This window comes from Mesorhizobium sangaii (assembly GCF_014207355.1).
Taxonomy (GTDB): domain Bacteria; phylum Pseudomonadota; class Alphaproteobacteria; order Rhizobiales; family Rhizobiaceae; genus Mesorhizobium; species Mesorhizobium sangaii.
On the sequence record NZ_JACHEF010000001.1, the window covers coordinates 1,210,192 to 1,237,125 of the forward strand.

26 protein-coding genes are annotated in these 26,934 nt (G+C 63.0%); 5 read left to right on the plus strand and 21 right to left on the minus strand.

Annotated features, from left to right (window positions below; all coding sequences use genetic code 11):
- Positions 1-24: 24 nt before the first annotated feature.
- Positions 25-870: a fumarylacetoacetate hydrolase family protein gene (locus tag HNQ71_RS06010; RefSeq protein WP_246461210.1), complete on the minus strand. Its 846-nt coding sequence runs from the start codon at positions 868-870 to the stop codon at positions 25-27.
- A gap of 184 nt (positions 871-1,054) precedes the next feature.
- Here HNQ71_RS06010 and HNQ71_RS06015 point away from each other — a divergent pair, with 184 nt between their 5' ends.
- On the plus strand, positions 1,055-1,756 hold the full coding sequence (locus HNQ71_RS06015) for a GntR family transcriptional regulator (RefSeq protein ID WP_184871623.1): 702 nt from the start codon (positions 1,055-1,057) through the stop codon (positions 1,754-1,756).
- Positions 1,757-1,833: 77 nt separating this feature from the next.
- Here the strand turns inward: HNQ71_RS06015 and HNQ71_RS06020 are convergent, their stop codons facing one another.
- The 10 genes from HNQ71_RS06020 to HNQ71_RS06065 all read right to left on the minus strand — a co-directional run bounded on the left by HNQ71_RS06020 (position 1,834) and on the right by HNQ71_RS06065 (position 12,119).
- On the minus strand, positions 1,834-2,880 hold the full coding sequence (locus HNQ71_RS06020) for an extracellular solute-binding protein (protein WP_184871624.1): 1,047 nt from the start codon (positions 2,878-2,880) through the stop codon (positions 1,834-1,836).
- Positions 2,881-2,960: 80 nt separating this feature from the next.
- Entirely contained in the window at positions 2,961-3,764 is an 804-nt protein-coding gene (locus HNQ71_RS06025; RefSeq protein ID WP_184871625.1) for an ABC transporter permease, read from the minus strand.
- Positions 3,761-4,630, minus strand: coding sequence for an ABC transporter permease (locus tag HNQ71_RS06030; RefSeq protein WP_184871626.1), 870 nt, complete (start codon positions 4,628-4,630; stop codon positions 3,761-3,763). Before HNQ71_RS06030 ends, HNQ71_RS06025 begins: the two co-directional genes overlap by 4 nt.
- Positions 4,631-4,637: 7 nt before the next feature.
- Positions 4,638-5,636 carry an ABC transporter ATP-binding protein gene (locus HNQ71_RS06035; protein WP_184871627.1) on the minus strand — a complete coding sequence of 333 codons (999 nt, stop codon included), beginning with the start codon at positions 5,634-5,636 and terminating at the stop codon, positions 4,638-4,640.
- A 210-nt stretch (positions 5,637-5,846) separates the two neighbouring features.
- Positions 5,847-6,938, minus strand: coding sequence for an ABC transporter ATP-binding protein (locus HNQ71_RS06040; protein ID WP_184871628.1), 1,092 nt, complete (start codon positions 6,936-6,938; stop codon positions 5,847-5,849).
- A 4-nt stretch (positions 6,939-6,942) separates the two neighbouring features.
- Positions 6,943-7,872, minus strand: a complete 930-nt coding sequence (locus HNQ71_RS06045) for an ROK family protein (protein ID WP_184871629.1) — start codon at positions 7,870-7,872, stop codon at positions 6,943-6,945.
- Positions 7,872-8,915, minus strand: a complete 1,044-nt coding sequence (locus HNQ71_RS06050; protein WP_184871630.1) for an SIS domain-containing protein — start codon at positions 8,913-8,915, stop codon at positions 7,872-7,874. Before HNQ71_RS06050 ends, HNQ71_RS06045 begins: the two co-directional genes overlap by 1 nt.
- A 63-nt stretch (positions 8,916-8,978) precedes the next feature.
- A complete protein-coding gene (locus HNQ71_RS06055) occupies positions 8,979-9,833 on the minus strand; it encodes an ABC transporter permease subunit (protein WP_184872251.1) in 855 nt (284 codons plus the stop codon).
- 29 nt (positions 9,834-9,862) lie between these two features.
- Positions 9,863-10,750: a carbohydrate ABC transporter permease gene (locus HNQ71_RS06060; protein WP_184871631.1), complete on the minus strand. Its 888-nt coding sequence runs from the start codon at positions 10,748-10,750 to the stop codon at positions 9,863-9,865.
- A 100-nt stretch (positions 10,751-10,850) separates the two neighbouring features.
- Positions 10,851-12,119, minus strand: coding sequence for an ABC transporter substrate-binding protein (locus tag HNQ71_RS06065; RefSeq protein WP_210333747.1), 1,269 nt, complete (start codon positions 12,117-12,119; stop codon positions 10,851-10,853).
- A gap of 176 nt (positions 12,120-12,295) precedes the next feature.
- Here HNQ71_RS06065 and HNQ71_RS06070 point away from each other — a divergent pair, with 176 nt between their 5' ends.
- The 4 genes from HNQ71_RS06070 (at position 12,296) to dhaL (ending at position 16,022) form a co-directional block, all read left to right on the plus strand.
- A complete protein-coding gene (locus tag HNQ71_RS06070) occupies positions 12,296-13,339 on the plus strand; it encodes a Gfo/Idh/MocA family protein (RefSeq protein WP_184871633.1) in 1,044 nt (347 codons plus the stop codon).
- Positions 13,329-14,105 (plus strand): GntR family transcriptional regulator, encoded by a 777-nt coding sequence (locus HNQ71_RS06075; RefSeq protein ID WP_184871634.1) that lies wholly within the window; start codon positions 13,329-13,331, stop codon positions 14,103-14,105. The genes HNQ71_RS06070 and HNQ71_RS06075 overlap by 11 nt, the downstream gene beginning before the upstream one ends.
- A 185-nt stretch (positions 14,106-14,290) precedes the next feature.
- Positions 14,291-15,298, plus strand: a complete 1,008-nt coding sequence (locus HNQ71_RS06080) for a dihydroxyacetone kinase subunit DhaK (RefSeq protein WP_184871635.1) — start codon at positions 14,291-14,293, stop codon at positions 15,296-15,298.
- An 82-nt stretch (positions 15,299-15,380) separates the two neighbouring features.
- Positions 15,381-16,022 (plus strand): dihydroxyacetone kinase subunit DhaL, encoded by a 642-nt coding sequence (gene dhaL, locus HNQ71_RS06085; RefSeq protein WP_184871636.1) that lies wholly within the window; start codon positions 15,381-15,383, stop codon positions 16,020-16,022.
- Positions 16,023-16,047: 25 nt separating this feature from the next.
- Here dhaL and derI read toward each other — a convergent pair whose 3' ends face one another.
- The 10 genes from derI to HNQ71_RS06135 form a co-directional block, all read right to left on the minus strand.
- On the minus strand, positions 16,048-16,485 hold the full coding sequence (gene derI, locus HNQ71_RS06090; protein ID WP_095080806.1) for a D-erythrulose-4-phosphate isomerase: 438 nt from the start codon (positions 16,483-16,485) through the stop codon (positions 16,048-16,050).
- A gap of 32 nt (positions 16,486-16,517) precedes the next feature.
- On the minus strand, positions 16,518-17,285 hold the full coding sequence (locus tag HNQ71_RS06095) for a triose-phosphate isomerase (protein ID WP_184871637.1): 768 nt from the start codon (positions 17,283-17,285) through the stop codon (positions 16,518-16,520).
- A gap of 60 nt (positions 17,286-17,345) precedes the next feature.
- Entirely contained in the window at positions 17,346-18,284 is a 939-nt protein-coding gene (locus HNQ71_RS06100) for a sugar phosphate isomerase/epimerase family protein (RefSeq protein ID WP_184871638.1), read from the minus strand.
- Positions 18,284-19,792 (minus strand): glycerol-3-phosphate dehydrogenase, encoded by a 1,509-nt coding sequence (locus tag HNQ71_RS06105; protein ID WP_184871639.1) that lies wholly within the window; start codon positions 19,790-19,792, stop codon positions 18,284-18,286. The genes HNQ71_RS06100 and HNQ71_RS06105 overlap by 1 nt, the downstream gene beginning before the upstream one ends.
- A gap of 4 nt (positions 19,793-19,796) precedes the next feature.
- Positions 19,797-21,365 carry an FGGY-family carbohydrate kinase gene (locus HNQ71_RS06110; RefSeq protein WP_184871640.1) on the minus strand — a complete coding sequence of 523 codons (1,569 nt, stop codon included), beginning with the start codon at positions 21,363-21,365 and terminating at the stop codon, positions 19,797-19,799.
- Positions 21,366-21,465: 100 nt separating this feature from the next.
- The gene (locus HNQ71_RS06115) at positions 21,466-22,407 is read right to left on the minus strand and encodes a D-ribose ABC transporter substrate-binding protein (protein ID WP_184871641.1); all 942 of its coding nucleotides are present in this window, start codon (positions 22,405-22,407) and stop codon (positions 21,466-21,468) included.
- Positions 22,408-22,446: 39 nt separating this feature from the next.
- Positions 22,447-23,580 carry an ABC transporter permease gene (locus tag HNQ71_RS06120; protein WP_184871642.1) on the minus strand — a complete coding sequence of 378 codons (1,134 nt, stop codon included), beginning with the start codon at positions 23,578-23,580 and terminating at the stop codon, positions 22,447-22,449.
- Positions 23,581-23,606: 26 nt separating this feature from the next.
- Complete coding sequence (locus HNQ71_RS06125; RefSeq protein ID WP_184871643.1) at positions 23,607-25,148, minus strand: sugar ABC transporter ATP-binding protein; 1,542 nt, start codon at positions 25,146-25,148, stop codon at positions 23,607-23,609.
- On the minus strand, positions 25,145-25,801 hold the full coding sequence (locus tag HNQ71_RS06130; protein WP_184871644.1) for a DUF2291 family protein: 657 nt from the start codon (positions 25,799-25,801) through the stop codon (positions 25,145-25,147). Before HNQ71_RS06130 ends, HNQ71_RS06125 begins: the two co-directional genes overlap by 4 nt.
- 33 nt (positions 25,802-25,834) lie before the next feature.
- On the minus strand, positions 25,835-26,908 hold the full coding sequence (locus HNQ71_RS06135; protein WP_246461214.1) for a sugar-binding transcriptional regulator: 1,074 nt from the start codon (positions 26,906-26,908) through the stop codon (positions 25,835-25,837).
- Positions 26,909-26,934 lie beyond the last annotated feature (26 nt).

Below are 26,934 nucleotides of genomic sequence, written 5' to 3' on the forward strand. Positions count from 1 at the left end.
ATCGTCCTTTCGGAGTTGGCGGGGTTATTGGTTCACGGCTTGTGCTGATAAGACGTCGTCGGCAACGACATTGGACAGGATGCCGACGTCTTCCAATTCCACTTCGCAGACGTCGCCATGTTTCATGAACAGCTGCGGCTTGCGCGCCATGCCGACGCCGGACGGCGTGCCGGTGACGAGGATATCGCCCGGCTCGAGCGTGATCGCTTCGCTGATGATCGAGATCAGCGAGGCGACATCGAAGATCATGTCGCTGGTCGAGGCGTTCTGGACGACCTCGCCGTTGAGGCGCGTCTGGATGCGCAGCCCCTTGCCGCCCGGCGGTAATTCGTCCGCCGTCACGAAGATCGGGCCGAAGGATCCCGTGCCGTCGAAATTCTTGCCGACGGTCCACTGCGGCGACTTGGTCTGGAAGTCGCGGATCGAGGCATCGTTGAAGATGGAGTAGCCGGCGACATGGCTCAGCGCCTGGCCGGGGGCAATGTGGCGGCCGGCCTTGCCGATGATGGCGACCATCTCGCCTTCGTAGTCGAGCTGGATCGAGGCCTCCGGACGGCGGATGGCCGCGCCATGCCCGATCAGGCTGGTCGAGAAGCGGGCGAACAAGGTCGGATAGGTCGGCGGCACGAAGCCGCTCTCGATGGAATGGTCGACATAGTTGAGGCCGACGCAGATGATCTTGCCCGGCGCCGATAGCGGCGGCAGCCACTCGACCGATCGAGGATCGATCCGCCGTCCGCTGGCCAGCCGCTCGCCTGCCGCCTGCAGCGCCTGCGCGCCCTCGGCGATCAGGTCCCCCAATGTTCCGGGAAACATCGCATCGCTTTCGTCGATGCCGCGGAACTCACCTGCCGGCAATGCGATTGCCAATCCCGGTCCCCGCGGCGATTTATAGGCTGCAAATCGCACTGGCCACATCCTCTTTTGTGAAGGCTGGACTTTGTTCAGAAATTATATATCTGTCAACATAGAATATATTATTTTGCATTCTGATTCCTCCCTGCGATAATGTATGAGAGGCATTCGATGGACAGATTCGGCCGCGGGCGAACCAATGGCTAGGGAAGGCTCGATCAATCTCACCCAAGGCGCGTATGAGGATTTGCGCGCCGACCTGTTGTCGTGCCGCATCGCACCGGGCAGCCGGCTCAAGGTGCAGGAACTGTGCGACAGGCTGTCCGTCAGCCTCGGCGCCATCCGCGAGGCGCTGTCGCGGCTGACGTCCGAGGGCCTTGTCGTGGCCGAACCGCAACGCGGGTTCCGCGCCGCACCGATCTCGGCCGAGGATCTGGTCGACCTCACCAAGACACGCATCCAGATCGAAACGCTGTGCATCCGCCGTGCTATCGAGGTGGGCGACGTCGCCTGGGAATCGCAGCTGGTCGCGGCCCTGCACCGGCTGTCGCGAACGCCAGAGCACACACCGGACCATCCGGTGCATTCGAGCGACGAATGGGCGACCGCGCATGCGGCCTTCCACAAGGCGCTGGTTGGCGGCTGCGACAGCCGCTGGCTGCTGCGCCTGCGCGACCAGCTTTACGACCAGAGCGAGCGCTACCGCCGCCGTTCGGTCGCGCTGGCACCCAATGCCCGCAACATCAGCAAGGAACATCAGGACCTCGCCAATGCCGTGCTCGACCGCAATGCCGAGAAGGCAGCCGAATTGCTGGCAGCGCATCTGGCGGTGACCACCGACATCCTGCTGGCGGCAGAAGCCGACGACCTGCCGGCGCGCGGGACAATTGTGCGGGCGTAGCGCTTCATTTTCGAGATCCTCGGACAGAAGGTAAAAAACGCCGCCCGTGCGAACGGGCGGCGTTTTGGGCCATGAGCCTATTGGCGCAGATTGGTCCAGATACGATCGTAGGCGCGGATCGCCTTCTCGTCGCATGACGGCGCAAACGAGATTTTCAGATCGGCCGGCGGGTTGAACTCCGGCGAGCCGCCAATATCCGCCGCCAGGTATTTGTTCGAGCCGGCGATCGCGCTCTGGTAGCCGGTGTATTTCTGCTGCAGCGCGATGTTTTCGGGATCCATGAGGAAGTTGAGGAACTTCTTGGCATTGTCGACATTGGGCGCCGTAGAGGGAACGGCGACATTGTCCATCCAGCCGACAACGCCTTCCTTGGGATAGACGTATTTGACCGTCGACTTCTGCTGCCGTGTCGCCAGCGCCTTGCCCGACCACTGCTCGTGCATGACCGTCTCGCCGGCGACCTGGCGCTCGACGATGCCGTCGGAATTGTAAACCTTGACGAAGGGCTTTTGCGCTTCGAGCAAGGCATCGAGTTCCTTCAAGTCCGCCGGATTGCTGTTGCACTGATCCTTGCCGAGATAGACCAGCGCCAGCGACATCACCTCGGTCGGCGAGCCGAACATGCCGACCTTGCCCTTGAGTTCCGCCGGAGGATCGAAGAGCGGCTTTAGGCTGTCGGTCGGGCCCTTGTAGACGGCGGTGTCGACCGAATAGGAGGTGGTGCCCCACACCCATGGTACCGTGTATTTCGCGTCCGGATCCCAGGACCGGTGCTGCCATTTCGGATCGACGTTTTTGAAATTCGGCATCGCCGCCGCATCGACTTCCTGGAACAGCTTCTGCTTGACGAAGATCGGCACGAAGTCGTTGCTGATGATCATCACATCGTAGCCGGCGGCGCCCGAGCTCAGCTTGGCGAGCGCGGTCTCGTTCGAATCGTAGGTGTCGATGGTGACCTTGATCCCGGTCTCCGCCTCGAACTTCTTGATCATTTCGTCCGATGTGTAGTCGGTCCAGTTGTAGATGTGCAGTTCGCCGGAACCGGCGAGCGCCGTGGTGGTGATGGCACCCAGTATTGCGGCGGCCAAAGCTATTCCTGAAAGTCCTTCTTTCCATTTGGTCACGGTCGTTCTCCTCTGGTTTGTTTTCTCGTTATGACCATGATCTTTTCCGAAACCCCGCCTTCATTTTTCGGGATCATGGTTCAGGCAAATCTGTTGCGCCGTCCGACGAGCAATGCCGCCGCGACGAAGACGATTGAAACGGCAAGAAGGATGGTGGAGATGGCATTGACCTCCGGCGTCACGCCAAGCCGCATCATGCCGTAGATGTAGACCGGCAAGGTGGTCGAGCCGGCGCTCGAGACCATCATCGAGATCAGGAAATCATCGAGCGAGACGACGAAGGCCATGATGGCGCCGGCCGAGATCGCCGGGATCAGCAACGGCAGCGTGACGCGGCGAAACAGCCGCCACTCGTCGGCATAGAGGTCGCGGCCAGCTTCCTCCAGCGTGCCGCCCATGTCGCGTAGCCGCGCCTGGATTGGCAGCAGTGCGAACGGAATGCAAAAGACGGTGTGGGCGATCATCAGGTTGACGAGCCCGTGATGCATGCCAAGCCCGGAGAAGAAGATCAGCGTGGTGATCGCCACGACGATCTCCGGCACCACCAGCGGCATCGCGATCAGCGCCGTTGCCGCACTGCGCCCGAAGCGCAGCCGGCCGCGTTCCAGCGCCAGCGCGCCGGCCGTGGCGATGGCCGTCGAGGCGATGGTGGCGACGATCGCGACGATGACGCTGTTGAAGGCAGCGTCACGGATCGAGCCGTTGTTGGCGACCGCGACGAACCATTTGAAACTGAAGCCGGCCCAGACGGTGACCAGCCGGCTCGAGTTGAAGGCATAGATCACCAGGATCAGCAGCGGCGCGTAGAAGAAGAGGAATATCAGAGCGGTGTAGGCCGACAGGCCGGGCGTGTGCCGCCAGTCGAAGGGTTTTGCGCCACTCATCGCCGCTCCTCCTGTGCCCTGCGCGAACGGATGACGAAGACGGTCAGCACGACGACCGTGACGACGGTCGAGAGTGCTGCCCCAAACGGCCAGTTGCGCGACGAGGTGAACTGCATCTGGATCAGGCTGCCGATCAAAAGCTTCTTGCCGCCGCCGAGCAGGTCGGGGGCCAGGAACGAGCCCAGCGCCGGTGCAAAGACAAGCGTGGCGCCGGCCAGCGCGCCGGGTCTCGCCAGCGGCCAGACGATGCGGCGGAAGACCGCGGCGCGGCTGGCGTAGAGATCGTGCGCGGCCTCGATCAGACGCGGGTCGATGCGCTCCAGCGTCGAATAGATCGGCAGCACCATGAAGGGCAGGAAGGTGTAGACGAGGCCGAGCAGGATCGACCCGTCATTATAGAGCAGCGGCAGCGGATCGGAGATGATGCCGGCATGGCGCAGCGCACCATTCGCCAGGCCTTCGTCGCGCAGGATGAGGATCCAGCAATAGGTGCGGATCAGTGTGTTGATCCAGAACGGCAGTGTGACGGCAAACAGCAGGACCCGCCGGCGCTCCGGTGTCTGGCAGACGATGTACCAGGCAACCGGCAGGCCGAGCACCAGGCAGATAAGGGTCGTGGCAATGGCGAGGTAGATCGAACGCAAGATGATCAGCGCATAGCTCGGCGAAAACACCAGGCTGTCGTCGAAGTCGCGCTGGTACAGGAACTGGAGATAGGCGTCGAATGTCGCCGGCGCCGTGACGCCGCCATAGGGGTTGGCGGTCATGAAGGAATAGGCGACCGCCAGGAATAGCGGCAGCACCATGAAGATGCCGATGACCAGCATGGCGGGTGCAATCAGCAGGTAGGTGCGGTTCGGACCCATCGCCGCCTCAGTTCGCCAGTTCGCGTTCGGCGTCGCGGGCCCAGTCGACGACGACCCTATCGCCTGTCGCGAGTGCCGCCCCGCCGCGCGAGCGCGACTGCAGCCTTGCCCCCTCTTCGAGCACAATTTCGTAGAGCGTGTCGGAGCCGAGGAAGGTGATGGCTGACACCGCTCCCCTGGCGTGGCCCCTGGCGCCATCCGATGCCGGCGAGACGACGATGTGCTCGGGCCGCACGACGATGGTCTTCGCCGGATCGCGGCCAAGCGCTGCACCCGGCAGCAGGTTGGACTCGCCGATGAAATCGGCAACGAAGCGGTCCTGTGGATTGTCGTAGATGTCGCGCGGCGTGCCGACCTGCAGCACGTCGCCGCTGCGCATCACCGCGATGCGGTCGGACATGGCGAGCGCCTCCTCCTGGTCGTGGGTGACCAGCACGAAGGTGATGCCGGTTTCGCGCTGCAGGCGCTTCAATTCGCTCTGCATGCCTTTGCGCAGCTTGAGGTCGAGCGCCGACAACGGCTCGTCGAGCAGAAGAACGCTGGGCTTCGGAGCAAGGGCACGCGCCACCGCGACGCGCTGCTGCTGGCCGCCCGACAATTGCGCCGGGCGGCGAGTGGCGAAGCCTTCGAGCCGCACCATCTCCAGCGCTTCCCTGACGCGCTCGTCGATCAGCGATTTCGGCGCGTTCTGCATCTCCAGCCCGAACGCCACATTCTCGGCGACGCTCATATGCGGGAACAGCGCATAGCTCTGGAACACGGTGTTGACCGGCCGCTTCTGCGGCGGCAATGCGGCGACATCGCTGCCCGCAATGCGGATGGTGCCCGAGCTTGGCGCCTCGAAGCCGGCGATCAGCCGCAACAAGGTCGTCTTGCCGCAGCCGGACGGGCCAAGCAGGGTGAAGAACTCATTGTCGTAGATTTCCAGGCTGACATCGTTCAGCGCGTGGACCGGATCGGCGTCCCTGGTCACGAAGGATTTTGACACGCTTTGGATGTCGATCATGACCGGCGAATTCCTGGGACTGCGGTGAGATGGCCGTGCCTGCTGGGAACCATCACGGTCGTTCGGAACCGCGCCTAAAAATTCGCTCCAAAATTATATTTGTCAACAAATAATATATTGTTTCTGCTTTCTGACACGCGAAAGTGTGGCGGGGAACGGTGACCCTCTCGGCCGGGCCCTTTGGCATGTCGTGTCGATACCCAGCGGAGCTCAGAGCACCTTGCCGCTGTCGGGATCGAGCAGATGCATATGAGCCATGCCGAGCGAGAGCGTCGCCACCTCGCCCAGCCTCGGTGTCGATGCGGGATCGATGCGCGCCGTCGCCTCCGCGCCGGCGATGAGCACATGCAGCAGCGTCTCCATTCCCATCGGCTCGACCACCTCGACCGGCGCTTTGATGTCGACGACGTCGCGCCGCTCGCGCCGCTCGGTGATGTGCTCGGGACGCAGGCCGAATTCGAGTTCGCGCCCGACATGACTGACGTAGCGTGCCGTGCGGGCAGCAGGGACGGCGAGAGCGGTGCCATCATCGAGCACGACAGCCAATCGGTCGCCGCGCGCTTCCAGGCGGCATTTGAAAAAGTTCATGCCGGGGCTGCCGATGAAACCGGCGACGAAGCGGCTGGCCGGCTCATGGTAGAGATCGTTGGGCGGCCCGATCTGCTCGATGCGCCCCTTGTTCATCACCACGACGCGGTCGGCCAGCGTCATCGCCTCGACCTGGTCATGGGTGACGTAGACCGTCGTGGTGGCGACCATCTGGTGCAGCTTCTTGATCTCGGCGCGCATCTTCACCCTGAGCTTGGCGTCGAGGTTGGAGAGCGGTTCGTCGAACAGGAACACCTTCGGCTGCCGCACCATGGCGCGGCCCATCGCAACGCGCTGGCGCTGGCCGCCAGACAGCTGGTGCGGCTTACGCTGCAGCAGTTCGCTGAGGTCGAGGATGTCGGCGACGCGGGCGATGCGCTGCGTCACCTCGCCGTCCGGCACCTTGCGGATGCGCAGGCCGAAAGCCATGTTCTGCGCGACCGTCATCTGCGGATAGAGCGCATAGCTCTGGAAGACCATCGCGATGTCGCGATCCCTGGCCTGCACGTTGTTGACCAGCCTGCCGCCGATATGGATCTCGCCGCCGCTCGGCCTGTCCAGTCCCGCCACCATGCGCAGCGTCGTCGACTTGCCGCAACCGGACGGCCCGACGAGGACGACGAATTCGCCCTCGGCGATGTCGAGATCGATATCGTGCACGACCTTCAGATTCTGGAAGCTCTTCGAAACCTTCTTCAATTCGACGTCGGCCATGGCGCTATTCCTTTGCCGTGGGCGCGAACATGTCGAGCGCCAGTGCCGCGGCACCTATCACGCCGGCATCGTTGCCGTGCTCCACCGCCACGATCACAGGTGGCCGACCGGGCTTGAGCAGTACGAAATCCCTGACATTGAGGGCAATGCGGTCGGTGAAGAAGGGACCGGCCAGCGCCAGGCCGCCGCCGATGATCGCCGCCTCGATGTTGAGCATGTTCGACATGATGCCGATCATCTGGCCGAGCCAGCGCGCCACCTCGTCGACAACCTGCAACGCGATGGGGTCGCCATCTTTGGCAAGATCGCAAACCGCCTCGGCGTTGGTGGCGTCGGTGTCCGGCTTGAGCTGGCGATAGCGATTGACCAGCGCGCGGGCGCTGGCCAGGTTCTCGACCATGCCAGGCACGGGATCGGCAATGTCGGTGCGGGCCGGATCAAGCGAGATGCAGCCAAGCTGTGGCGGCAACCCGTCCGGGCCGTCGATCACCTTGCGGTCGATGACCATGGCGCCGCCAATGCCGGTGCCGAGCGTCAGCAGCGCAAAGCGCGAGAAGGGACGGCCGGCGCCATGCCGCATCTCGCCATGGGTGGCGCAGACGGCATCGTTGCGGACGATGGCCGGGACGCCGAAGCGAATGCCAAACAGCTTCGACAGCGAACCCTTCAACAGCGCCGGGATCGCCGGGCAGCGGCCGTTGAGCATACCGGTCTCGGGATTTGGCGTGCCCGGCACACCAATGCCGATGGCCGTGATGTCCGGGTATTGCCGCGTCAGCTCTTCGGTTGCCTTGGTGACCAGATGGACGAAATCCGCAAACTCGATATCCCGATGCACCGGGACAGCGTCGCGCGCCAGCACCTTGCCCGAACCGTCGACGGCGCCGAGCTTGACCAGGCTGCCGCCAATGTCGATTCCGATCGCGGTTACCATCAAGCCTCCTTGCGGATGCGCACGTTGAGCCTGCGTCCGAGATTGGGATAGATCATCTTGTCCGGATCGATGCCACGCGCGATCGCCAGTTCGCAGCCATACCATTGCAGCGGGATAGGCGCCCAGCAGCCGGCGAGCCATTGCTGCTCCGGCGCTGTCGGCCAGCTGACATCGAGGTCGAAGCGGGTCGGATGGCTGGAGAGGTTGAGGACGACCGTACGCGGTCCGAGTTCGGCCAGAGCCTCGCCAAGATTGGCGGCGACTTTCGCCTCGGCCTCGGTCTGCGCGATGGCGATCACCAGGCTGTTGTTCGTCGTGCCATAGACGTGCCCATGCAACGCCTCCTCGGTGTCGAAGGCGGCAGTCGGCACGCCGCTGATCTCGGCGATCTTGAGCGACGCCTCGAGCGCAGTGCCAAGATGCGTCGCCTGTCCGGCGACCAGTATGTAATCGGGGACGCCGAAGCGGGTGATCAGATCCTTCGCTGCGGCAAGACCGGTTTCCGCTGTCTGCTCGAGTTGTCCGAGAAGCTCCGACAGATGGACAGTCTTGTTGGCGAGCTTGGCGGCGATCGCCAGCACCGAGATGACGGTGGCGGTATAGCCCATGGTCTTCGGGCCGACCGTCTCCCGGCCGATCGGCATGACGATCACTTCGGCACCGGTCTCCGTAATCAGGCTGCCCTCCTCACCGGTAATGACAAGGGTGGGAAACCCGCGCGCCACGGACAAACGCACCGCTTCGATCGTGGTGATGCTCATTCCGGACTGCGAGGCGGCCAGAACCAGCGTGCGTTGGTCCGATGCCTTGGGCGGCAGGCGCAGGAAAGCCTCCGGCTCCTTGGCGATCACAGACGCCCCGGTGCCCTCCTCCAGCGCCTCGGCGCCGGCCAGCAGCGCATTCATCGAGGAGCCGGTGCCGAGCAGCACGATGCGCTGCGGCTTCTGGCGCAGGCTGGCGAACCGATCCAGATCCGAGCCGATGGCGGCGGGCAGCGCGGTCAGGGTCGAAGGCTGCCGCCGGATGTATTTGCCTATCTGCATCTTGATGTTCCATCAGTTCGAAATTGTAGAAGTCTTGCGAAATCCGTCCGTCGGGACGTCCGGTTATTTGCTGTAGCCTTTGCTCAGGCCGCTGATGAATTGCCGCGAGAACAGGGTGAACAGCAGGACGAGTGGCACCGCGCCAAGCGTCAGCGCGGCGAGAAGTGCGGGATAGTCGTTCATGAACTGCCCGACGAATTGCTGCACGCCGAGCGTCACCGTCTGGTTCTGCCGGCTTGGGGCCAGGATCAGCGGGAACCAGAGGTCGTTCCAGACCGGCAGCATGGTCAGCGCGGCCACCGCGGCGAGGCCGGGCCTGACTAGAGGCAGCACGATCCAGAAGGTGCGTAGTTCGCTCGCGCCATCCATGCGCGCTGCTTCCTTGAGATCTGTCGGAACGGTTTGGAAATAGGTGACCATCAGCGTCACCGCGATCGGGATGCTCATGGCGGTGTAGACAAGGATCAGGGCCGCCAGCGTATCCATCAGCTTCCAGGCAAGCATCATCTGGATCAGCGGGATCGTGCCGAGCCGGATCGGCAACATGATGCCGAGCACGAACAGGCCGGCGAGCAGCGAGGCAACCCGCACGCGGTATTCGACCAGGGCGAAGGCGGCGAGCGTCGACAGGACCACCGTCAGCACGATCGTCGTCACCGTGACGATCAGGCTGTTGCGGTAGTTGACGATGAAATTGCCGCGCATGAAGACCCGCTTGTAGCCTTCAAGGCTGAAGGTCTTGGCCGTCGGCAGGTCGAATGGGCCATCGAAGATCGCCGGCGTCGTCTTCAGCGAATTGATGATGACGATCAGCACCGGTCCTATGGCAAGCAGGACAAAGAGGATCAGCAGCGCGTGGACGATGATGCGCTCCAGCGTCCAGGGTTCGCGGTCCGGGCGGCGGCGGGCAACTGGCATGGTGAGGTCAGGGGCGCTCATGTCAGCTCCTAGACCGAATAGGATTTCAGGCGGCGCTGGATCAGCCAGAAATAGACTGCTGTCACCAACAGAACCGTGAGGAAGATGATCGTCGCGACCGCGGCACCCAGATCGAGATCGGCAAGCTGCCCGCTCGACCCGAAGAAGGTCCGGTAGAAATAGGTGCCGAGGATATCGGTGCTGTAGTTCGGCCCGGGTGCCGATCCGTTGAGTGCGAACACCAGGTCGAAGCCGTTGAACGTCCAGATGTAGGTGAGGATCGCGATCAGACCGAATTGCGGCGCGATCAGCGGGAACTTGATCTTCCAGAACGTCGTCCAGCCGCCAGCGCCATCGATGTTGGCGGCCTCGACGAGCTCGTTGGGCACCGCCAGCAAGGCGCTGTAAAGGAAGACCATCGGGATGCCGAAATACTGCCAGACCGACATCAGCGAAATCGTGGTGAGTGCGGTCGATTCCGTGCCCAGCAGCGGAAAACCGACCAGGCCCCAGAGCGGGTTGATGATCAGGCGCCAGACGAAGCCGACAATGACCACCGACAGCGTCGCCGGTATGAACAGCAAGGTGCGATAGATACCTTCCGACCGTGCCAGTTTTCCCGACGTCAGCAATGCCGCCAACAGCAGGCCCATCGGCACTTCGACAATGAGATGGATGGCGAAATACTGCATGTTGTTCAAAAGCGCGTTCCAGAAGCGGGCGCTGATCGTCGGATGTGTGAACAGGCGCACGTAATTGGCGAGGCCGACAAAGGTGTCGCCAGAGACGCCATTGGTCTGGAAAAAGCTCATCACGATCGAGGTCGCCAGCGGCAGCACGGCAAAGACCAGATAGACGGCCAGGGCCGGCAGCACGAACAGCAACAGGTTTCTGTGGGCGGCAGCGGGAGATATCAATTGATGACCTCTTGTTCACGCCGGCATGGATGCGCCGGCGTGCCCGAAGGCTTCGCGCATGCCTCGCCGGCTGGCAAGACATGCGCAAGGCGTTCCCGGATTACTTCTTTTGCGGTCCGTACCAGGAGGCGAGCCCGGTCTGAAGCTCGGTGGCGACCTGCTGCGGGGTGACGTCCGACTTGGTGAACATCACCTGCAGCAGACGCCAGGTCTCGTCGTCGAGCGGCGGCGTGCCGGCGCTCAAGCGATCCAGCGCCAGCCGCGGTGTCAGCTCAGCGCCTTGCTTGAGGTCGGCGAAATCCTGCGCCAGCTTGTTCTTGTAGGTGACCGGCTTGCTGCTCATGGCAAAGAAGCCGGGCGCTGCGTTGACATAGAGCTCCTGGAATTCGGGTCCGGCGACCCAGTCGAGGAAGGTCTTGGCGGCTTCCTTGTGCGTGCTCTTGGCGTTGATGCCGATGCCCATGTCCGGCATTTCCTGCAGGTAGCGCTGGTCGCCGGCCTTCGGCACCGGCGGACCGAACACGCCGATATTGAGGCCGGTCGAGGTCGCCTGGTTGATGTCCCATGAGCCGTCCGGGAGGATGGCCGCCTTGCCGAGCGTGAACAGCTGCGTCATGTCGGCATAGTTCAGGCTCTCCTGCCCGGCCGGCAGGAACGGCTTCCAGGCTTCGAAGGCGGCGATGGCATCGACGAATTCGGGGTCGGTCAGTTTTTTCTTGCCGTCGATCAGGCCGAGCCGGCCCTCCTCGCCTTTCCAATAGGCCGGACCGATGCTGTAGAGGCCGTTATAGGCGAGCTGCCAGGATTCGGCCGAGCCGTAAGCCAGCGGCGTATAGCGGCCGTCCTTCTTGATCGCCTGCAGGACATCGATGAACTCGGCGCTGGTGGTCGGCACCTTCAAACCCAGTTCCTTGAAGATGTCGGCGTTGTAGTAGAAGCCGGCGAGCACGGCTGCGACCGGCAGACAGTAGGCCTTGTCGTCGGCGCCCGACCAAGCGGCGCGGGAGGTCTTGTCGAAGTTTTCCAGGCCCGGCAGCCCTTCCAGGGATTCGAAATAGCCGCGCTTGATCCATTCGCGATTCACGTCGAAGGGGCGGCAGGTGATCAGGTCGCCGCCAGCGCCGCCTTCGATCTGCGACTGGATGGCGGCGTTGTATTCATTGGTGTTGATCGGCGCGAACTCGACCTTGATGTCGGGATGCTTGGCTTCGAAGGCCGGCAGGATGGTGTCCTGCCAGACCGCGATATCCTCGGTCCGCCAGCTGTTCAAGGTGATGGTGACCGGGTCGGCAAAAGCGGCACCTACGCCGCCTGAAAACATCACGCCAAGCGTCGCCGCCAGCGAGATCGATACACGCATGGAACGCATTTTCCTGCTCTCCCTCAAGATGGTGCCTCGTGTGGATTCACGATTTTGCACTGTTGCCTGGAACCATACCTACTGATACATGTTGTGACAAGTGGTATTGTGTTGTCTTTTCCTATCGAGCGATCGCAGTTCGGACTGGCACCACCAAACAGATGGCAAAAGTCTGGGAGGACTTGATGATTGGAGTTGGAATTCTCGGCTCGGGCTTTATCGCCGAGACCTATGCGGATTCGCTGCTCGACGTACGCAACGCCGAATTCGTGGCCTGCTCCTCGCGCAGCTTCGAGCGCGCCGAAACCTTCGCGAAAAAATGGGGCCCCAAGGTCACCGCCCACAGGGATATCGACGCCCTATGCGCCGATCCGGTGGTCGAGCTCGTGGTGATCGCGCTGCCCAACGAGATCCACCTCGAAGCCGTCAGGATCGCTGCCAGGCACGGCAAGGCCGTCATCTGCACCAAGCCACTGGCGCGCACGGGCAAGGAAGCGCAGGAAATCCTCGATATCGTCCAGCGTGCTGGCATCTGGCATGGCTATGCCGAATGCGCCGTGTTTTCCCCCAACATCGTCAAGGCCCACCAGATGATACAGGCGGGCGGCATCGGCAATCTCCTCACCATGCGCGCCCGGGAAGCACATTCGGGGCCGCACGCGCCGCATTTCTGGAACGCCGAGCTCGCCGGTGGCGGCGCCCTGCTCGACATGGGCTGCCACACCGTCGAAAGCGCCCGCCACTTCTTCGGCAAGGACAATTTGATCACCGAGGTGATGGCGTGGGGCGCAACTATGGTCCACGGTGATAAGACAACCGGGGAAGACACGGCGATCGCACTGCTGAAATTCGCCGGCGGCCAGCTCGCGACGATCGAATCGTCATGGATCGAAAAAGGCGGCATGCAGCTTCGCCACGAACTGGTCGGCTCTGCCGGTCGCATCGTCACCGACACGTCCGTCGGCCCGGTCTGGGGCTTTATCGAAAAGCCCGTGGGTTACCTCGTCGAGAAGGCGGATTCCGAGACCGGCTGGGTCTATCCGGTGCCCGAGGAGACCCGAGCCTACGGTTTTTCACAACAGATGCGGCATTTTGTGGAACACTTCGCGGCGGGGACGACACCACTGGAAACCTTCGAGGACGGCGTCGTCGTCAACCAGGTAATTGACGCCTGCTACCGTTCGATGCGAACGGGCGTTTGGGAAAAGATCAGGGCGGATGGTAACTGAAATGGAGGGCTCGCCACTGCAGTCGGACGGACCCGAACCGCTCTGGCGACAAGCGGCCGATGCGATCCTGCAGGAGATCGCCGCCGGCAAGCTTGCTTCGGGCGCGCGGCTGCCGCCCGAGCGCGATCTGTTCACGCGCATGTCGATCAGCAGGGTGACCTTGCGCCGGGCCCTGCAAAGCCTTGTCGAGGAGGGAGTGCTGACCCCTTCGCATGGGCGCGGCTGGTATGTTTCGGCCAAGGTGCCGAAGGAGTTTCCCAACACGCTGGAATCCTTCAGCGAGACCGCCAGGCGTCTCGGCCTGACGCCCTCCTCCGACGTGTTGCGCGCCGAGGAAGCGCCTGCCTCGCTGGACGAAGCCGAGGAACTGTCGATCGCGCCCGGCGCGACGCTGTTCCACCTGGAAAGGATCCGCCGCCTCGACCAGGTTCCGGTCGCCGTCGACACCTCGTTTTTCGCCGTCGCCCTCGTCCCCGATCTCAGCCGTATCGACTTCCGCACCGCGTCGCTGTTCGGCCTGCTGATCGATGCCGGCGTTGATCTGGCGCGCGCCGAAACCACGATCGAGGCGCACGGCGCCGATTCTATACTGGCGCGCCACCTCGACATCGACGCCGGCAAATCCACCCTGGTGATGCGTCAGCTCATCGTCGATGCGGCCGGCCGGCCGCTGCTGTCGTCGACGATCCGATATGCCGGCGACCGCTATCGCCTTCGCACGTCGTTTTCGCGGACAGGCCGGTCCGCAGGCCGCAGTGCTGGCTAGCCGCCGGATCGCAAGCGCTGGGCACCGCGCAAGCTTGGTGAAGAACACTAATCGCGTCCGTCCAGGCATGCTTGTCAACAACGGCGGCGCGCGAACACCGCAACGCGTGAAATACTGTTTGCCGGGTGGAAATCCCGATAACACCCGGTACTATCTGCAAAAATATCGAAATCGGGAGGCTGCTGGTGCAGACCAAGAAGATCATCAATGACGGCAACCGCGCCGTCGACGAGATGCTGGAAGGCATCCTGGCCGCGCATCCCCGCCATCTCAAGAGCATCGACGGCAGTTCACGCTCGATCATCGCCCGCGACGGACCGCGCCAAGGCAAGGTGGGCCTCGTCATCGGCGGCGGCTCGGGACACGAGCCGAGCTTTCTCGGCTTCGTCGGCAAGGGGCTGGCCGATGCGGCGGCCATCGGCAACGTCTTCGCCTCGCCGCCGCCAGACCCGATCCTCGAATGCGCCAAGGCGGTCAGCGGCGGCGCCGGTGTCCTGTTCATGTACGGCAACTATGCCGGCGACGTGATGAATTTCGACATGGCCGCCGAGATGGCTGATATGGACGACATCGAGGTGCGCACGGTGCTGAGCACCGACGACGTCGCCTCGGCACCGCGCGACCAGCGGCACAAGAGGCGCGGCGTCGCCGGCAATTTCTTCATCTTCAAGGCTGCCGGGGCTGCCTGCGACCGGATGCTGTCCTTCGACGAATGCGAGCGCATCGCCGGGAAGGCCAACGACCACACCTTCACCATGGGCGTCGCGCTGTCGCCCTGTTCGCTGCCGCAGACCCGCCGGCCGAATTTCGAGATCGGGCCGGACGAGATGGAGATCGGGATGGGCATCCACGGCGAGCCCGGCATCGCGCGCGGAAAGCTGAAAACGGCCGACGAGATCACCGACGAGATGCTGGACAGGATCCTCGACGAGATGGCGCCGGCGCGAGGTGACAAGGTCGCGGTACTGGTCAATTCGCTCGGTTCGACGCCGCTGATGGAGCTCTACATCATGAACCGGCGGGTGAAGCGCCGGCTTGATGATATCGGCGTATCCATTCACGCGACCTGGGTCGGCAATTACTGCACCTCACTCGAAATGGCCGGGGCCTCGATTACTTTACATCGGCTGGACGGCGAGTTGCAGACAATGCTGGACCACCCCTGCGACTGCGCCATGTTTCGCGCCGGCTAGACCATGATCCCGAAAAGTGGGGTTCCGATTTTCGGAGAAGATCATGGTCAAACAATAGACCTTCAGCGGCAAGGACAAAGACATGACGACAATCGACAGCGCCCGCCTTGCCGGCATGTTCGCGGCCATCGCGGCCGCCGTATCGGCAGACAGGGACCGGCTGTGCGCACTCGATGGCATCATCGGCGACGCCGACCACGGCATTGCGATGGACTTGGGATTTTCGGCGGCACGCGATGCGGTCGCTGCTTTGGATGCCGCGGCGACCGATCCGACCACCTTGCTGAATACGGCGGCAAAGTCGTTCCTGAATGCCGTCGGCGCCTCCTCGGGTCCGCTCTATGCCACTGCGTTCATGCGCGGCGCGGCAGCCGTGAAGGGCAAGACGACGCTTGACGACGCCGACGCGGTCGCAATGTTCCAGGCCATGGCCAAGGGCATTCAGGATCGCGGCAAGGCCGAGCCGGGCGAAAAGACGATGATGGATGCATGGGCGCCGGCGGCGCAGGCGGCGGGCGAGGCGCTGGCCTCCGGCAAGGGTTTGGCGGACAGTCTCGGGGCTGCTGTCCAGGCGGCAAAGGCAGGCGCGGAAGCGACCAAGGCGATGATCGCCGCCAAGGGCCGGGCGTCGCGCCTCGGCGAACGCTCGCTCGGCCATATGGACCCAGGCGCCGCGTCCGCCGTAACCGTGATCGAGGCAATGCGGGTCGCCCTGACCGGCTGATCAGGAGCGGATCCCCGCGCGTTTTTCAGCGCTTGCTGTCGAGCTTGTCGATGGCCTGCACGTTTGCCGCGGAGGGGCCGTTCGGATCGAACTCCGAGGCCAGCCACGCGTCGGCGATCGATTTCGCCAGTTCGGGACCGATGACGCGGGCGCCCATGGTGATGATCTGTGCGTTGTTGGACTTGGCGGCGCGCTCGGCGGAATAGGTATCGTGGGTCAATGCGGCGCGAATGCCGGGGACTTTGTTGGCGGATATGCTGACGCCAATGCCGGTGCCGCAGAACAGGATGGCCCGGTCGTAGTTGCCGTCCAGAATTTCGTGACCGACCTTGGCAGCGATATCGGCGTAGTATCCGGCCTGGCTAAGATCGATCACCTGCAGCTCCGGCTTCGTGGCGAGATGCTTGGCAATGACGTCGAGCAGCGGCTTGCCGGCGCTGTCGGCTCCAAGTGCAATTTTCATGGCATGAACTCCTTTGCTTCTTATTGAAATGGTCAGCGCTCGATGGCGGCCGACGCCTTTTTCAGGATGTCGATATAGCCTTCCGCCTGCCACGCCGAGCGGCCGATGAACAGGCCATCGACATGCGGCTGGCCGATCAGTTCGGCCGCGTTGCCGGGATTGACACTGCCGCCGTAAAGCACGGGCGGCGCGTTCGGCAACCGGCTTGCGGCGACCTCTTTGATCAGCGCCTGCTGCTTGTCGGCATAGTCGGCGCTGGCCGGGATACCCTTCTCGCCGATCGCCCAGACAGGCTCGTAGGCAAAGAGGATTTCTGCCGACAGTTCACCGTCCTTGAGGCCTTGCAGCGCACCAAGAACCTGCGCGGTCAAAACGTGATCGGCGCGACCGTCCTCGCGTTCGACCAGCGTCTCTCCGACGCAGATCAGCGGCACCAAACCGTGCCTGATCGCCGCGGCCGTCTTCAACCCGACAGTCACATCCGTTTCGCCGAAATGCTCGCGACGCTCGCTATGGCCGAGTTCGATCAGGTCGAGCCCACAATCCTTCAGCATTACCGGCGAAACCTCTCCCGTCCAGGCGCCGGCGTCCGCCCAATGCATGTTCTGAGCGCCGACTTTCACGCGGGTCGCGGCCAATGCCGCCTTGACCTCGCGCACGGCAGTGAACGGCGGAATGACGAACGGTTGTATCGCCGGGTCGAACCCGGGCACGAATGCCGCCAGCACATCGGCAAACTGTAGCGCCTCCGCCAGCGTCTTGTTCATCTTCCAGCTCGTACCGACCCAATATGGGGCCATTCTTTTTCTCCTTCGATCCTTTGTGGCCACATCGGCGCCGGCTTCAGGCGACGTATTCGTTCAGGCACGAGGCTTGAGACTGTCGCGGCCGCTGTCGATGTAAGGCGCCCAGAAATCCACCGACTCGCGGATCATCTCGACAACCTGATGATCGACCGGTTCCCTCTCACGGAAGGAAAGTTCAAGGCAAATTTCGTTGTCGGTTCCGCCACCCTCATGAACCGCATCCAGCAGCCTTTGCGGAATTATGCGGCCATCCTTGTTGTAGGCAGCGGTGAACGGCCAGTGTCCGCCCTTGTTCATCGAAGACTGCTTGATGTGGATGATCGGCGATTGCAATGGAAACGCTCTCGCCCAGGCATAAGGATCGGTGTCGGCAGGATTTGGCGAGGTGACGTCGCCGTGGTCGATATCCACCATCATCTTCATCGGGATCGGCAGCTTGGCGGCATCGATGGCGCGCTGCAGCGTGATGCAGCTTTCGATCGTGTGGCCAAATTCCCGGCCCACCGACATCGGCTCCCAGAACAAATATGTCAGGCCCGCCGCCTTGGCGTGTTCGGCCACCTCGCGCCAGCATTCAAGCGCGATGTCGAGAAGCGCAGCGCGCCGCTGCGGATCGTCAAAGTCTCTGTAGGTGAATATGGCGAACTGCGTGCCCATGCCTGGTGCACCGAGTTCGGCGGAAATGTCGGCGAAGGTCTTGAACCAGTCGACATAGTAGCGCCGGACATCCGCGTCCGGATGGCCGAAATGATTGAGTCGGCCGTAGGGTCCGGTCATGCCGGAGGTAATCCTGACACCGGTCCGCGAAAGCGCCCTGTTGAACAGGCGCAGGAATTTGGCAATCGTCGCCGCCGGCCAGCCCGGATTGACGAATTCATGCGTCAGCTGCACGTCCCGGATGCCGATGCCATAGGCAATGGCATCGATCAGGTCATCGGGATCGGCGAAGCGGTTGACCAGCGGATTGGTGTTGAGGGAAAGCGTGAAAGCCATCAGTCCGCTGCCGCCATGATGTTACCGAACCAGTCCTCGAATGTCTTCCGCTCGGCTGCATTGATATGAAGGCCATGTTTGGTGCGACGCTCCAATATGTCGGCTGATGTGCCGGCCCATTCGGTGTCGATCAGGAACTTTGCCTCCCGTTCATAAAAATCGGGTCCAAAGCGGCGGCCGAGATCCGCCTCGCTTTGCGTGCCGGAGAGCAATTGTCTGGCACGGCTGCCATAGCTTCGAGCGTAGTGCTTCACCAGCGACGGGCTGAGCCATGGAAACTCGGTATGCAAGTCGCTCAGGAACTGTTCGAAGTCGGCATTCGGCAGGTCGCCCCCCGGCAAGGGAATTTTGGCTGTCCAGGCTTTCTTCATCGTTGGAAAGAACGGCTGGATTTTCTCCAGCGCATGTTCGGACAGCTTGCGGAAGGTGGTGATCTTGCCGCCAAACACCGAAAGCAGCGGTGCGCCGCCGCTCGGGGCGTCGAGTTCGAAAATGTAGTCGCGCGTCACCGCGCTTGGATTGTCGGCGTTGTCGTCATACAGGGGACGCACGCCGGAGAAGCTGTAGACCACGTCCCGTGGTGTCAGCTGTCGCTTGAAATAGCGATTGACCACCTTGATCAGATAGTCGACTTCGCTTGGCTCGGCGGTCACTTCCTCCGGCCTGCCTTCGTAGGGAATGTCGGTCGTGCCGATCAGCGCCAGATCGTTCTCGTAGGGGTTGACGAAGATCACCCGCTTGTCGCTGTTCTGGATGAGATAGGCCTGCCGCCCCTCCCAGAATTTGGGCACGACGATATGGCTGCCCTTTACAAGCCGAACATTGCGGGTGGAATTCTGCCCGGCGACGCGGCTGACAATGTCGTTGACCCACGGCCCTGCCGCATTGACCAGCGCGCGCGCGCGGACTTTCGTCACCGCACCCGTGCGGCCATCCTGCATGTCGATCGACCACAGTCCGTCTTCGCGGCGCGCCGCGACGCAGGCGGTGCGCGTGAGCACGGTGGCGCCGCGTTGGCTAGCGTCCAGGGCGTTGAGCAGCACCAGGCGCGCATCGTCGACCCAGCAGTCGGAATATTCGAAACCGCGCTTGAATTCGTGCTTGATCGGCGCCCCTTCCGGCGATGTTCCGAGATCGAGCGTCCTGGTTCCCGGCAGCCGCTTGCGGCCGCCAAGGTGATCGTAGAGAAACAGTCCGAGCCGGACCAGCCATGCCGGCCTGTCTTCGGGGCTGTGCGGAAGAACGAAGCGCATGGGCCAGATGATGTGCGGGGCCGCTTCGAGCAGCACCTCGCGTTCGATCAGCGCCTCGCGAACCAGCCGGAATTCATAATATTCCAAATAGCGCAGGCCGCCATGCACCAGCTTGCCGGAACGCGAGCTGGTGCCTTGCGCCAGATCGTCCTTTTCGCACAGGATGACGGACAGCCCACGACCTGCCGCATCACGCGCAATGCCGGCCCCGTTGACGCCGCCGCCAATCACGAAGAGATCAACTGTATCACTCAAGACCTTACTCCTGTGCACCCGAGATGCGGGGCCGGTGCGCCATGGCTTTCCACACCGGCCGAAGCGCCTGGTGCGCCGCAACGAAGGAAGGGAAGAGCGCATCGTAGGTTTGCGAAAGCGCCTCGTCATAGGCATCGCAGTCGCCGAGAAGCGGCGTCACCCACTCGGCGGCGCAGTCGTCCATGGACCGGTAGACGCCAAGGCCGACAGCGGCCATCATCGCCGCACCTGCAGCACCTGCTTCCTGGCGGCTGCTCGTTCGCACTTTCGCGCGGGTCGCCGCCGCGATGATGCGACGCAGGGACGGGCTGCGCGCAGCACCGCCCGACAGCCGGATCTCGCCCGGCACCGCGCCCATCGCCTGGTAGCAATCGCGAGCGGCGAAGGCCAATCCCTCGAGGACGGCGCGCGCCAGATCGCCGAAGCCGTGCTTGACCGAAAGGCCGATGAAGCCTGCGCGCGCATCAGGGGCGACGAACGGTCCGCGTTCGCCGGCGAGCGAAATGTAGGGCTGATAGACCAGCGATCCCGGTTCCGATCCCTCCACCCAGACGTCGAGCGCCTTCAGCAAATCGTCGCGCGAGAGCTCGGCGCCGCCGGCGGTGAGCACGTCGCGCGCAAGGCCAAGCAGCCAGTCTATGTTGAGCGTCGCCGCCATATTGGACTGCAATTGCGCAAAGCCACCCGGAATAGGCATGGCGATCGTGTAGCCAGACCCATCGCCGTTGAGCACGACATCGCCAGGTGTGCGGGCGAAGCGCGTGTGTATGCCGGTTGAGCCGATGACCGTGCAGCCGACGTTGCCTGAGGGATCATAGAGGCCGGCTCCGAGCGCTGTCATGACCATATCCACATAACCCAGGACAACCGGCGTACCTTCAAGCAGGCCGGTCTCTCCTGCCGCCGACCGCGACAGCGGATGATGGTCGGTGGTGCCCTCAATCATGGGAGGCAACAGGCGGCGATGCGTCGTCAGATCCAGAATGTCGAAGACTTCGTCGGAATAGCTGCGCGAGCGAAAATCGCCGAAGGTGAAGGTTCCTTCGGACGGATCGGTGGCGCGTTCGCCCGTCATCTTGAAGTAGAGCCAATCCTTGCAATGCAGTGCGGTCGCCGCCTGCTTCAGCATGTCCGGATCGTTCTTTTTCATAAAGGCAAGCTGGGCGCCCTGCTGGCAGGAGTTGAGCCCCGTACCGGTCAGTTCAAACCGCGTGCGATCGCGGGGATCGGCGCGCATCTCGTCCACCAGATGTCCGGCTCGGGCGTCGAGCCACAGCCACGCCCGCCCGACCGGCAAGCCGTCGCGATTGATCAGCCAGGTTCCGTCGCCCTGCCCGGTGATGGCAACCGCCGCGGTTCGTTGCGCGACGTCGGGAATTTTGGTCGCCAGGTCACGAACGGTCCGCGCCATGTCGCGCCAGGTCTGATCAAGGTCCTGCTCGGCGCCGCCACCTTCCAGCGTGACGAAGCTGTTGTTCACCGACGTCACTGCAAGCTGCCGGCCTGACAGATCGAAAGCGACCGATTTGATCACCGACGTTCCGGCGTCGATCCCGATCAGCAGATCTTTCATGCCGCAAATTCCGGTTGGTTACGAAGGCGGTTCACAGGGACATTGTCTCGAGCGGTAGATGAGGCAGGGAGTGTCCGCAAGGACACCCCCTGGGCAGGTCTCATTCAGACAGCACGAAGGGTGCCGTGTACTTGTCGACATTGTCCTTGGTGATGAGAAGGCAATCGAACAGCTGCTTCTCGGTCGCGGCACCGGTGGCGCCCGACTTGATGAACGAGTCCGCCTGCTGCACGGCCTTGGCCGAGAAGATGGCGACTGGCTGAAGCACGGTGTACTGCAGTTCACCGGACTTGATCGCAGCAACCGCGTCCGGAGAGCCATCGAAGCCGCCGACCTTGATGCCGGAAAGCTTGCCGGCTTCCTTCAGAGCAGCAACCGCGCCGAGCGCCATTTCGTCATTGCCGCTGATCACGGCGATGATGTCGGGATTGGCCTGCAGCATGCTCTGCATCTTGTCGTGGCCCTTGGTACGATCCCAGTCGGCGACCTGCGAGGCAGCCTTTTCGAGATCCGGATATTGGCTCAGCACGGTCGCGTAACCGTTCGAGCGCGTGGCGGCATTGTTGTCCGACGGGGCGCCGAGGAGTTCGACATATTTGCCCTTTTCGCCAACTGCCTGCACCCATTGCTGGGCGCCCAGAGCAGCACCCTGGGCATTGTTGGAAACGAGCTGCCCCTTGGCGAGACCTTCCTGATTGATCTCGGCGTTGACGAGGAAAACCGGGATGTTGGCGGCAATCGCCTTCTTCACCGCACCGACAGAGCCGTCGGCATTGGCCGGATCAAGGATGATCGCCACGGACTTGTTGGTGATGGCGGTATCGATCAGGTTGCTTTCCGTGTTGGTGTCGCCCTTGTGGGCAGCGACGTTGGCCGTATAGCCGAGCTTCTCGGCTTCGGCCTTGGCGACATTGCCCTCAGTCAGCCAGTAGGGGTTGGCCGGATCGTTGACGATGATCGAGATCAGGCCCGCGGCCGACGCGGCGGCCGTGAACCCGACAACCATCGCAGCGACAAGCAGACTTTTCAGCATGGTTTTCATGTACATTCCTCCAAATGATTTACGCGGTGTTGCTGCCAGTCACCTGGCAGTCTTCCCTTGGGCAGGATTGGCCGGCTCGGCCTTCCCCCGTTGCTGAGAAGTCGGTTGGCCGCCCGTCGAAGCTGGGAGCTTGCTACGGCGGCGATACTGAACGGCATTGAGAAGCACGGCGAGCACGATGACGGCGCCGGTGAACACTGTCTGCCAGTAGGACGAGATGCCGATGATCACCAGACCGTCGGAAAGGAAGCCGATGACGAAGGCGCCGAGCAGGGTTCCGCGGATATTGCCGCGCCCGCCGGTCAGCGCCGCGCCGCCGATGACGACGGCCGCGATGGCCGTCAATTCGTAGGTGGTGCCGGCAGTCGGCCCCGCCGATGTCAGCTGCGAGGACAGGATCAGGCCGGCAATGGCGGCACAGATGCCTGACAGCACGTAGACGGAAACCTGCACCCTCTTGACCGGAACGCCGGACAATTCGGCCGCGCGCTCGTTGCCGCCTGATGCATAAAGCCAGCGCCCGAAAGCGGTGCGGTTCAAGACGATGCTGCCGAGGAGGGCGATGACCACCAGAACCACCACGCCGGTCGGCACGCCGAACAGGCGGTTGAAACCAAGCGCGTCGAAGCCGGTGTTTCCCAGCTCAGGCTTGCCGCCAAGGTTGTTGTAGGTCAGGCCGCTGGTCATCAGCAGCGCCAGGCCGCGCGCCATGTACATGACGCCCAGCGTGGCGACGAAGGCCGGAACCTTGAAGCGCGCGATGAGCACGCCGTTGATCAAGCCGACACCCGCGCCCAGCATGCAGGCAATCACCGCGACCACCCAGACCGGCGGGTAGAGAACGATGCCCAGCCAGGTCAGCGTCACGCCTTGCATCAGGAATCCGGCAACGACGCCGGCCAAGCCCAGTGTCGACCCCACCGACAGATCGATGCCACCATTGAGGATGACGAGCAGCATGCCGACAGCGAGAATTCCGAAGATGGCGACATGCGAGGCCATGGTCAGGAAATTCGCCACCGAGAGGTAGTAGGGCGACAGGATCGAGAAGACGACGATGATGACGATCAGGGCAAAGAAGGCCCGGCCCTCGAGCAACAGCTTGGCGAGATCGAAGCCCTGGCCGGGCGCGCTTGCACTGGACTGTTTTCTGGCCTGGCTGACGTCGGTCATGATCGGGGCTCCGAAATTCATGGTGATCAGGCAACCACGGCTTCGCCGGAGGCGGCCATGATCTGCTCTTTGGTGGCGCTGGCGCCGAACTCTGCTGAAATCCTGCCCCGGCGCATCACCACGATCCGGTGCGCGATGCTGAGGCACTCGTTGACCTCGGAGGTCGAGAAGACGACCGCCAGACCCTGCGCGGCGCGTTCGCTCAGCAAGCGGAAGACCTCGGCCTTGGCGCCGACATCGATGCCGCGGCTCGGCTCGTCGAGGAGGATGACCTTGGGGTTGGTCGTCAGCATCTTGCCGATGACGACCTTCTGCTGATTGCCGCCCGACAGCGATCCGATCATGGCATTGCCGCCCGCGGTCTTGACGGTCACCTTGCGGATCGAGTCCTCGACCAGCTCTCGCTCCCTGGAGCGGGATAGAAACAGCCCTTTTGCAAACGCCTCGATGCTGGCAAGCGAGAGATTGCGGCCGACGGTCATCGTCTGCACCAACCCGTCGCGCTGGCGGTCCTCGGGGACGAGCACAAGACCTTTAGCGATGCGCTGGGCAATGCTCAGTCTCGAGACATCCTCTCCTTCCAGCAGCGCCCGGCCGCCTGCCATCGGCATCCGCCCGGCGACGGCTTCCAGCAATTCCGTACGTCCGGCGCCCATCAGCCCATAGATGCACACGATCTCGCCGGCCCTGACATCCAGCGACAGGTGATCGACCACGGAATAGCCGGAGCCCGAAGCGTCTATGACGCTGACATCCTCGATCGACAGGGCGACCTCGCCGAACTCATGATCGGTCGGCGGCGAGCCGAGATCGAAGTTCTCGCCCACCATGTTGCGGACGATCCACTCGAGATCGATGTCCCTGGCTTCGGCCGTAGCAGTAATCGCGCCATCGCGCAGGACAACGGCGTAGTCGGTGATCTGCAGCGCCTCTTCGAGATGATGTGAAATGTAGACGATGGAAACGCCACGGCTGGTCAGGTCGCGGATCACCTTGAACAGCACCTCCACCTCTGTCGCGCTGAGCGCCGAGGTCGGTTCGTCCATGATGAGGATGCGAGAGTCGACCGACAGCGCCCGCGCGATCTCGACGATCTGCTGCTGGCCGAGGCGCAAATCCTCGACCAGGGTCATCGGGTCGATGTCCTCCTCGAGATCGGCCATCAGCGCGCGCGCCTGGCGCGATTCCTCGGCGAAGTCGAGGCCGGTCCTGGTGCGTAGTTCGCGGCCCATGAAGATGTTGTCGCGAACGCTGAGGTTCGGCGCCAGGCTGAGTTCCTGGTGGATGATCGAGATGCCGCGATCGCGCGCGTCCGAGGACGAGGAAAAAGTGACGAGATTGCCGTCGAGCACGATGTCGCCGGATGTCGGCGTGACGACGCCGGAGAGGATCTTCATCAGCGTCGACTTGCCGGCGCCATTCTCGCCGAACAGCGTGGTGACCTTGCCGCGATGGATGTCGAAATTGACGCCCTTGAGCGCGTGAACGCCGCCATACGACATGACGATGTTGCGCGCCGAAAGCACGGCGTCGCCATTCGCGGGCGCGGTGTCGGCAGCCGGTTTCATTGCACCTCCAGCCTCACCGGAGTGACCAGCCAGCTCTTCGGATTGACCAGCTTGAACGCGCCGACCACCGATATGGTCTTGCCGGTCAGGGCGCTGGTATCGACCTTTGCCAGGACTTCCTTCTTCATCTCGTTGTTCAGCGCCGAGCCGGCGTCCTGGTACTCGATCTGGTTGGTGAACTGACCGAATGTGATCTTGCCGGTGGCGTCGCGCAGCTCGGTGCCGTTGATCGCCGGCCCCGTCTGTACGCGAACCTGCAACGTATCCGGCACGCCCTCGACGGCGACCTTGTAGATACCCGATTTTCCCTCGCCGACGACGCCGGTGAACTTGACCGAGATGACCGGTCCGACGCCCGCGGGCACGCCGTATTCCTTCTCCGCCGTTGCCCGGTCCTTGGCGATCGCCGTCGCCACCGTCACCGCGTCGGCCGCTCGCGCCTCGACATCGGCCTGCACCTTGGGAAATTCCGACTTGCCATAGTCGGCCGCCGAAAAGACGGCGCTGCGAACGTCGCCCGCGGATCCTATCCTGACCACCTTGGTGTCAAGCGCCATGGCGCCGAGCAGGACGACAACCGCGGCACCGGCAAGGATGCGGCGCAGGCCGGGCGAGACCTGCCGGGTCGATGCGGGGGCGGCCTTCGCGCTCATGATACAAACACCGGCGATGCGGGTTTTCCGTTGTCACGCATTCGACGATCCTCCGTTCACATGGCGCTTCGCCGCGCTGGCCGCTCCATTGGACTGGTTCAATTCGACAAGGGCACGGGCGGTGCATTCATCGGTGATCAGGCCGCTCAGGTAATGGCTTTCGAGCACCGCTTTGATCGCCCGCACTTTCACCTTGCCGCCGGCGACGGCGACGATCCTGCGGCCTTTCAATTGGTCCCGCGGGAGCGCCAGGATTCTTTCCGACAGCGCCGTTTCCACAGGACGCCCCTTGTCGTCGAAGAAATGGGCGAGCAGCTCGCCGACGCCGCCATCGCGCTTGACCTCATCGATTTCGGAATGCTCGATCATGCCGGTTGCGACCAGCGAAGCTTCCCGCTCGGCGGTCCCTATGCCGACGAACATCAGGTCGGACCGGCCTGCCAGAGCGAAGACATCGCTGATGCCGCGCTGGCCAAGCAGCACCTCACGGTCCTCGGCGGTGTTGGCGACGAAAGGCACCGGCATCACATAGGCCTGCGCGCCGGTCCGCTCGGCCAGCCGATGCATGACGTCGTGCGGATTGGCAGCAAATTTGCGCGTCACGCCGCCAAGCAGCGAGACGAAACGGATGTGGGCGGCAGGGGTGCGCGTCAGATATTCGACGCTGGCTGCAAGGGTGCGGCCATGGCCGACGCCGATCAGCATGTCTTCGCCACGATCGATCTCGCGCTTCAGGAACTGCGCACCGGCGATGCCCAGTCCCCTGAGCGGCAGGTCTTCCTGATCCAGATCCGGAACCACCTCGCAATAATCGAGCCCGTATGCGGCGGTCAGACGCTGCTCCAACTCCACACACTCGGCGACGTCGCCGTCGATAAAGACCCTGACCAGACCTTCCTGGTTGGCCTTGGTGATGAGCCGATGCGCCTTGAGGCTGGTCAGGCCAAGCCGCTTGGCCACCTGGGCCTGCGTGAGACCCCCGGCGAAGTGAAGCCACGCCGCGCGTGTGGCGAGGCTGGACTCGTGGTCGCGGTTAGCGGTTCCGCCAGATTTCAAGCCATCTCCTCCCGAGATGATATTATTATCTTTGTGTGCAAAAATTTTCATACCTTTGCATCGCTGTCAATCCCTCC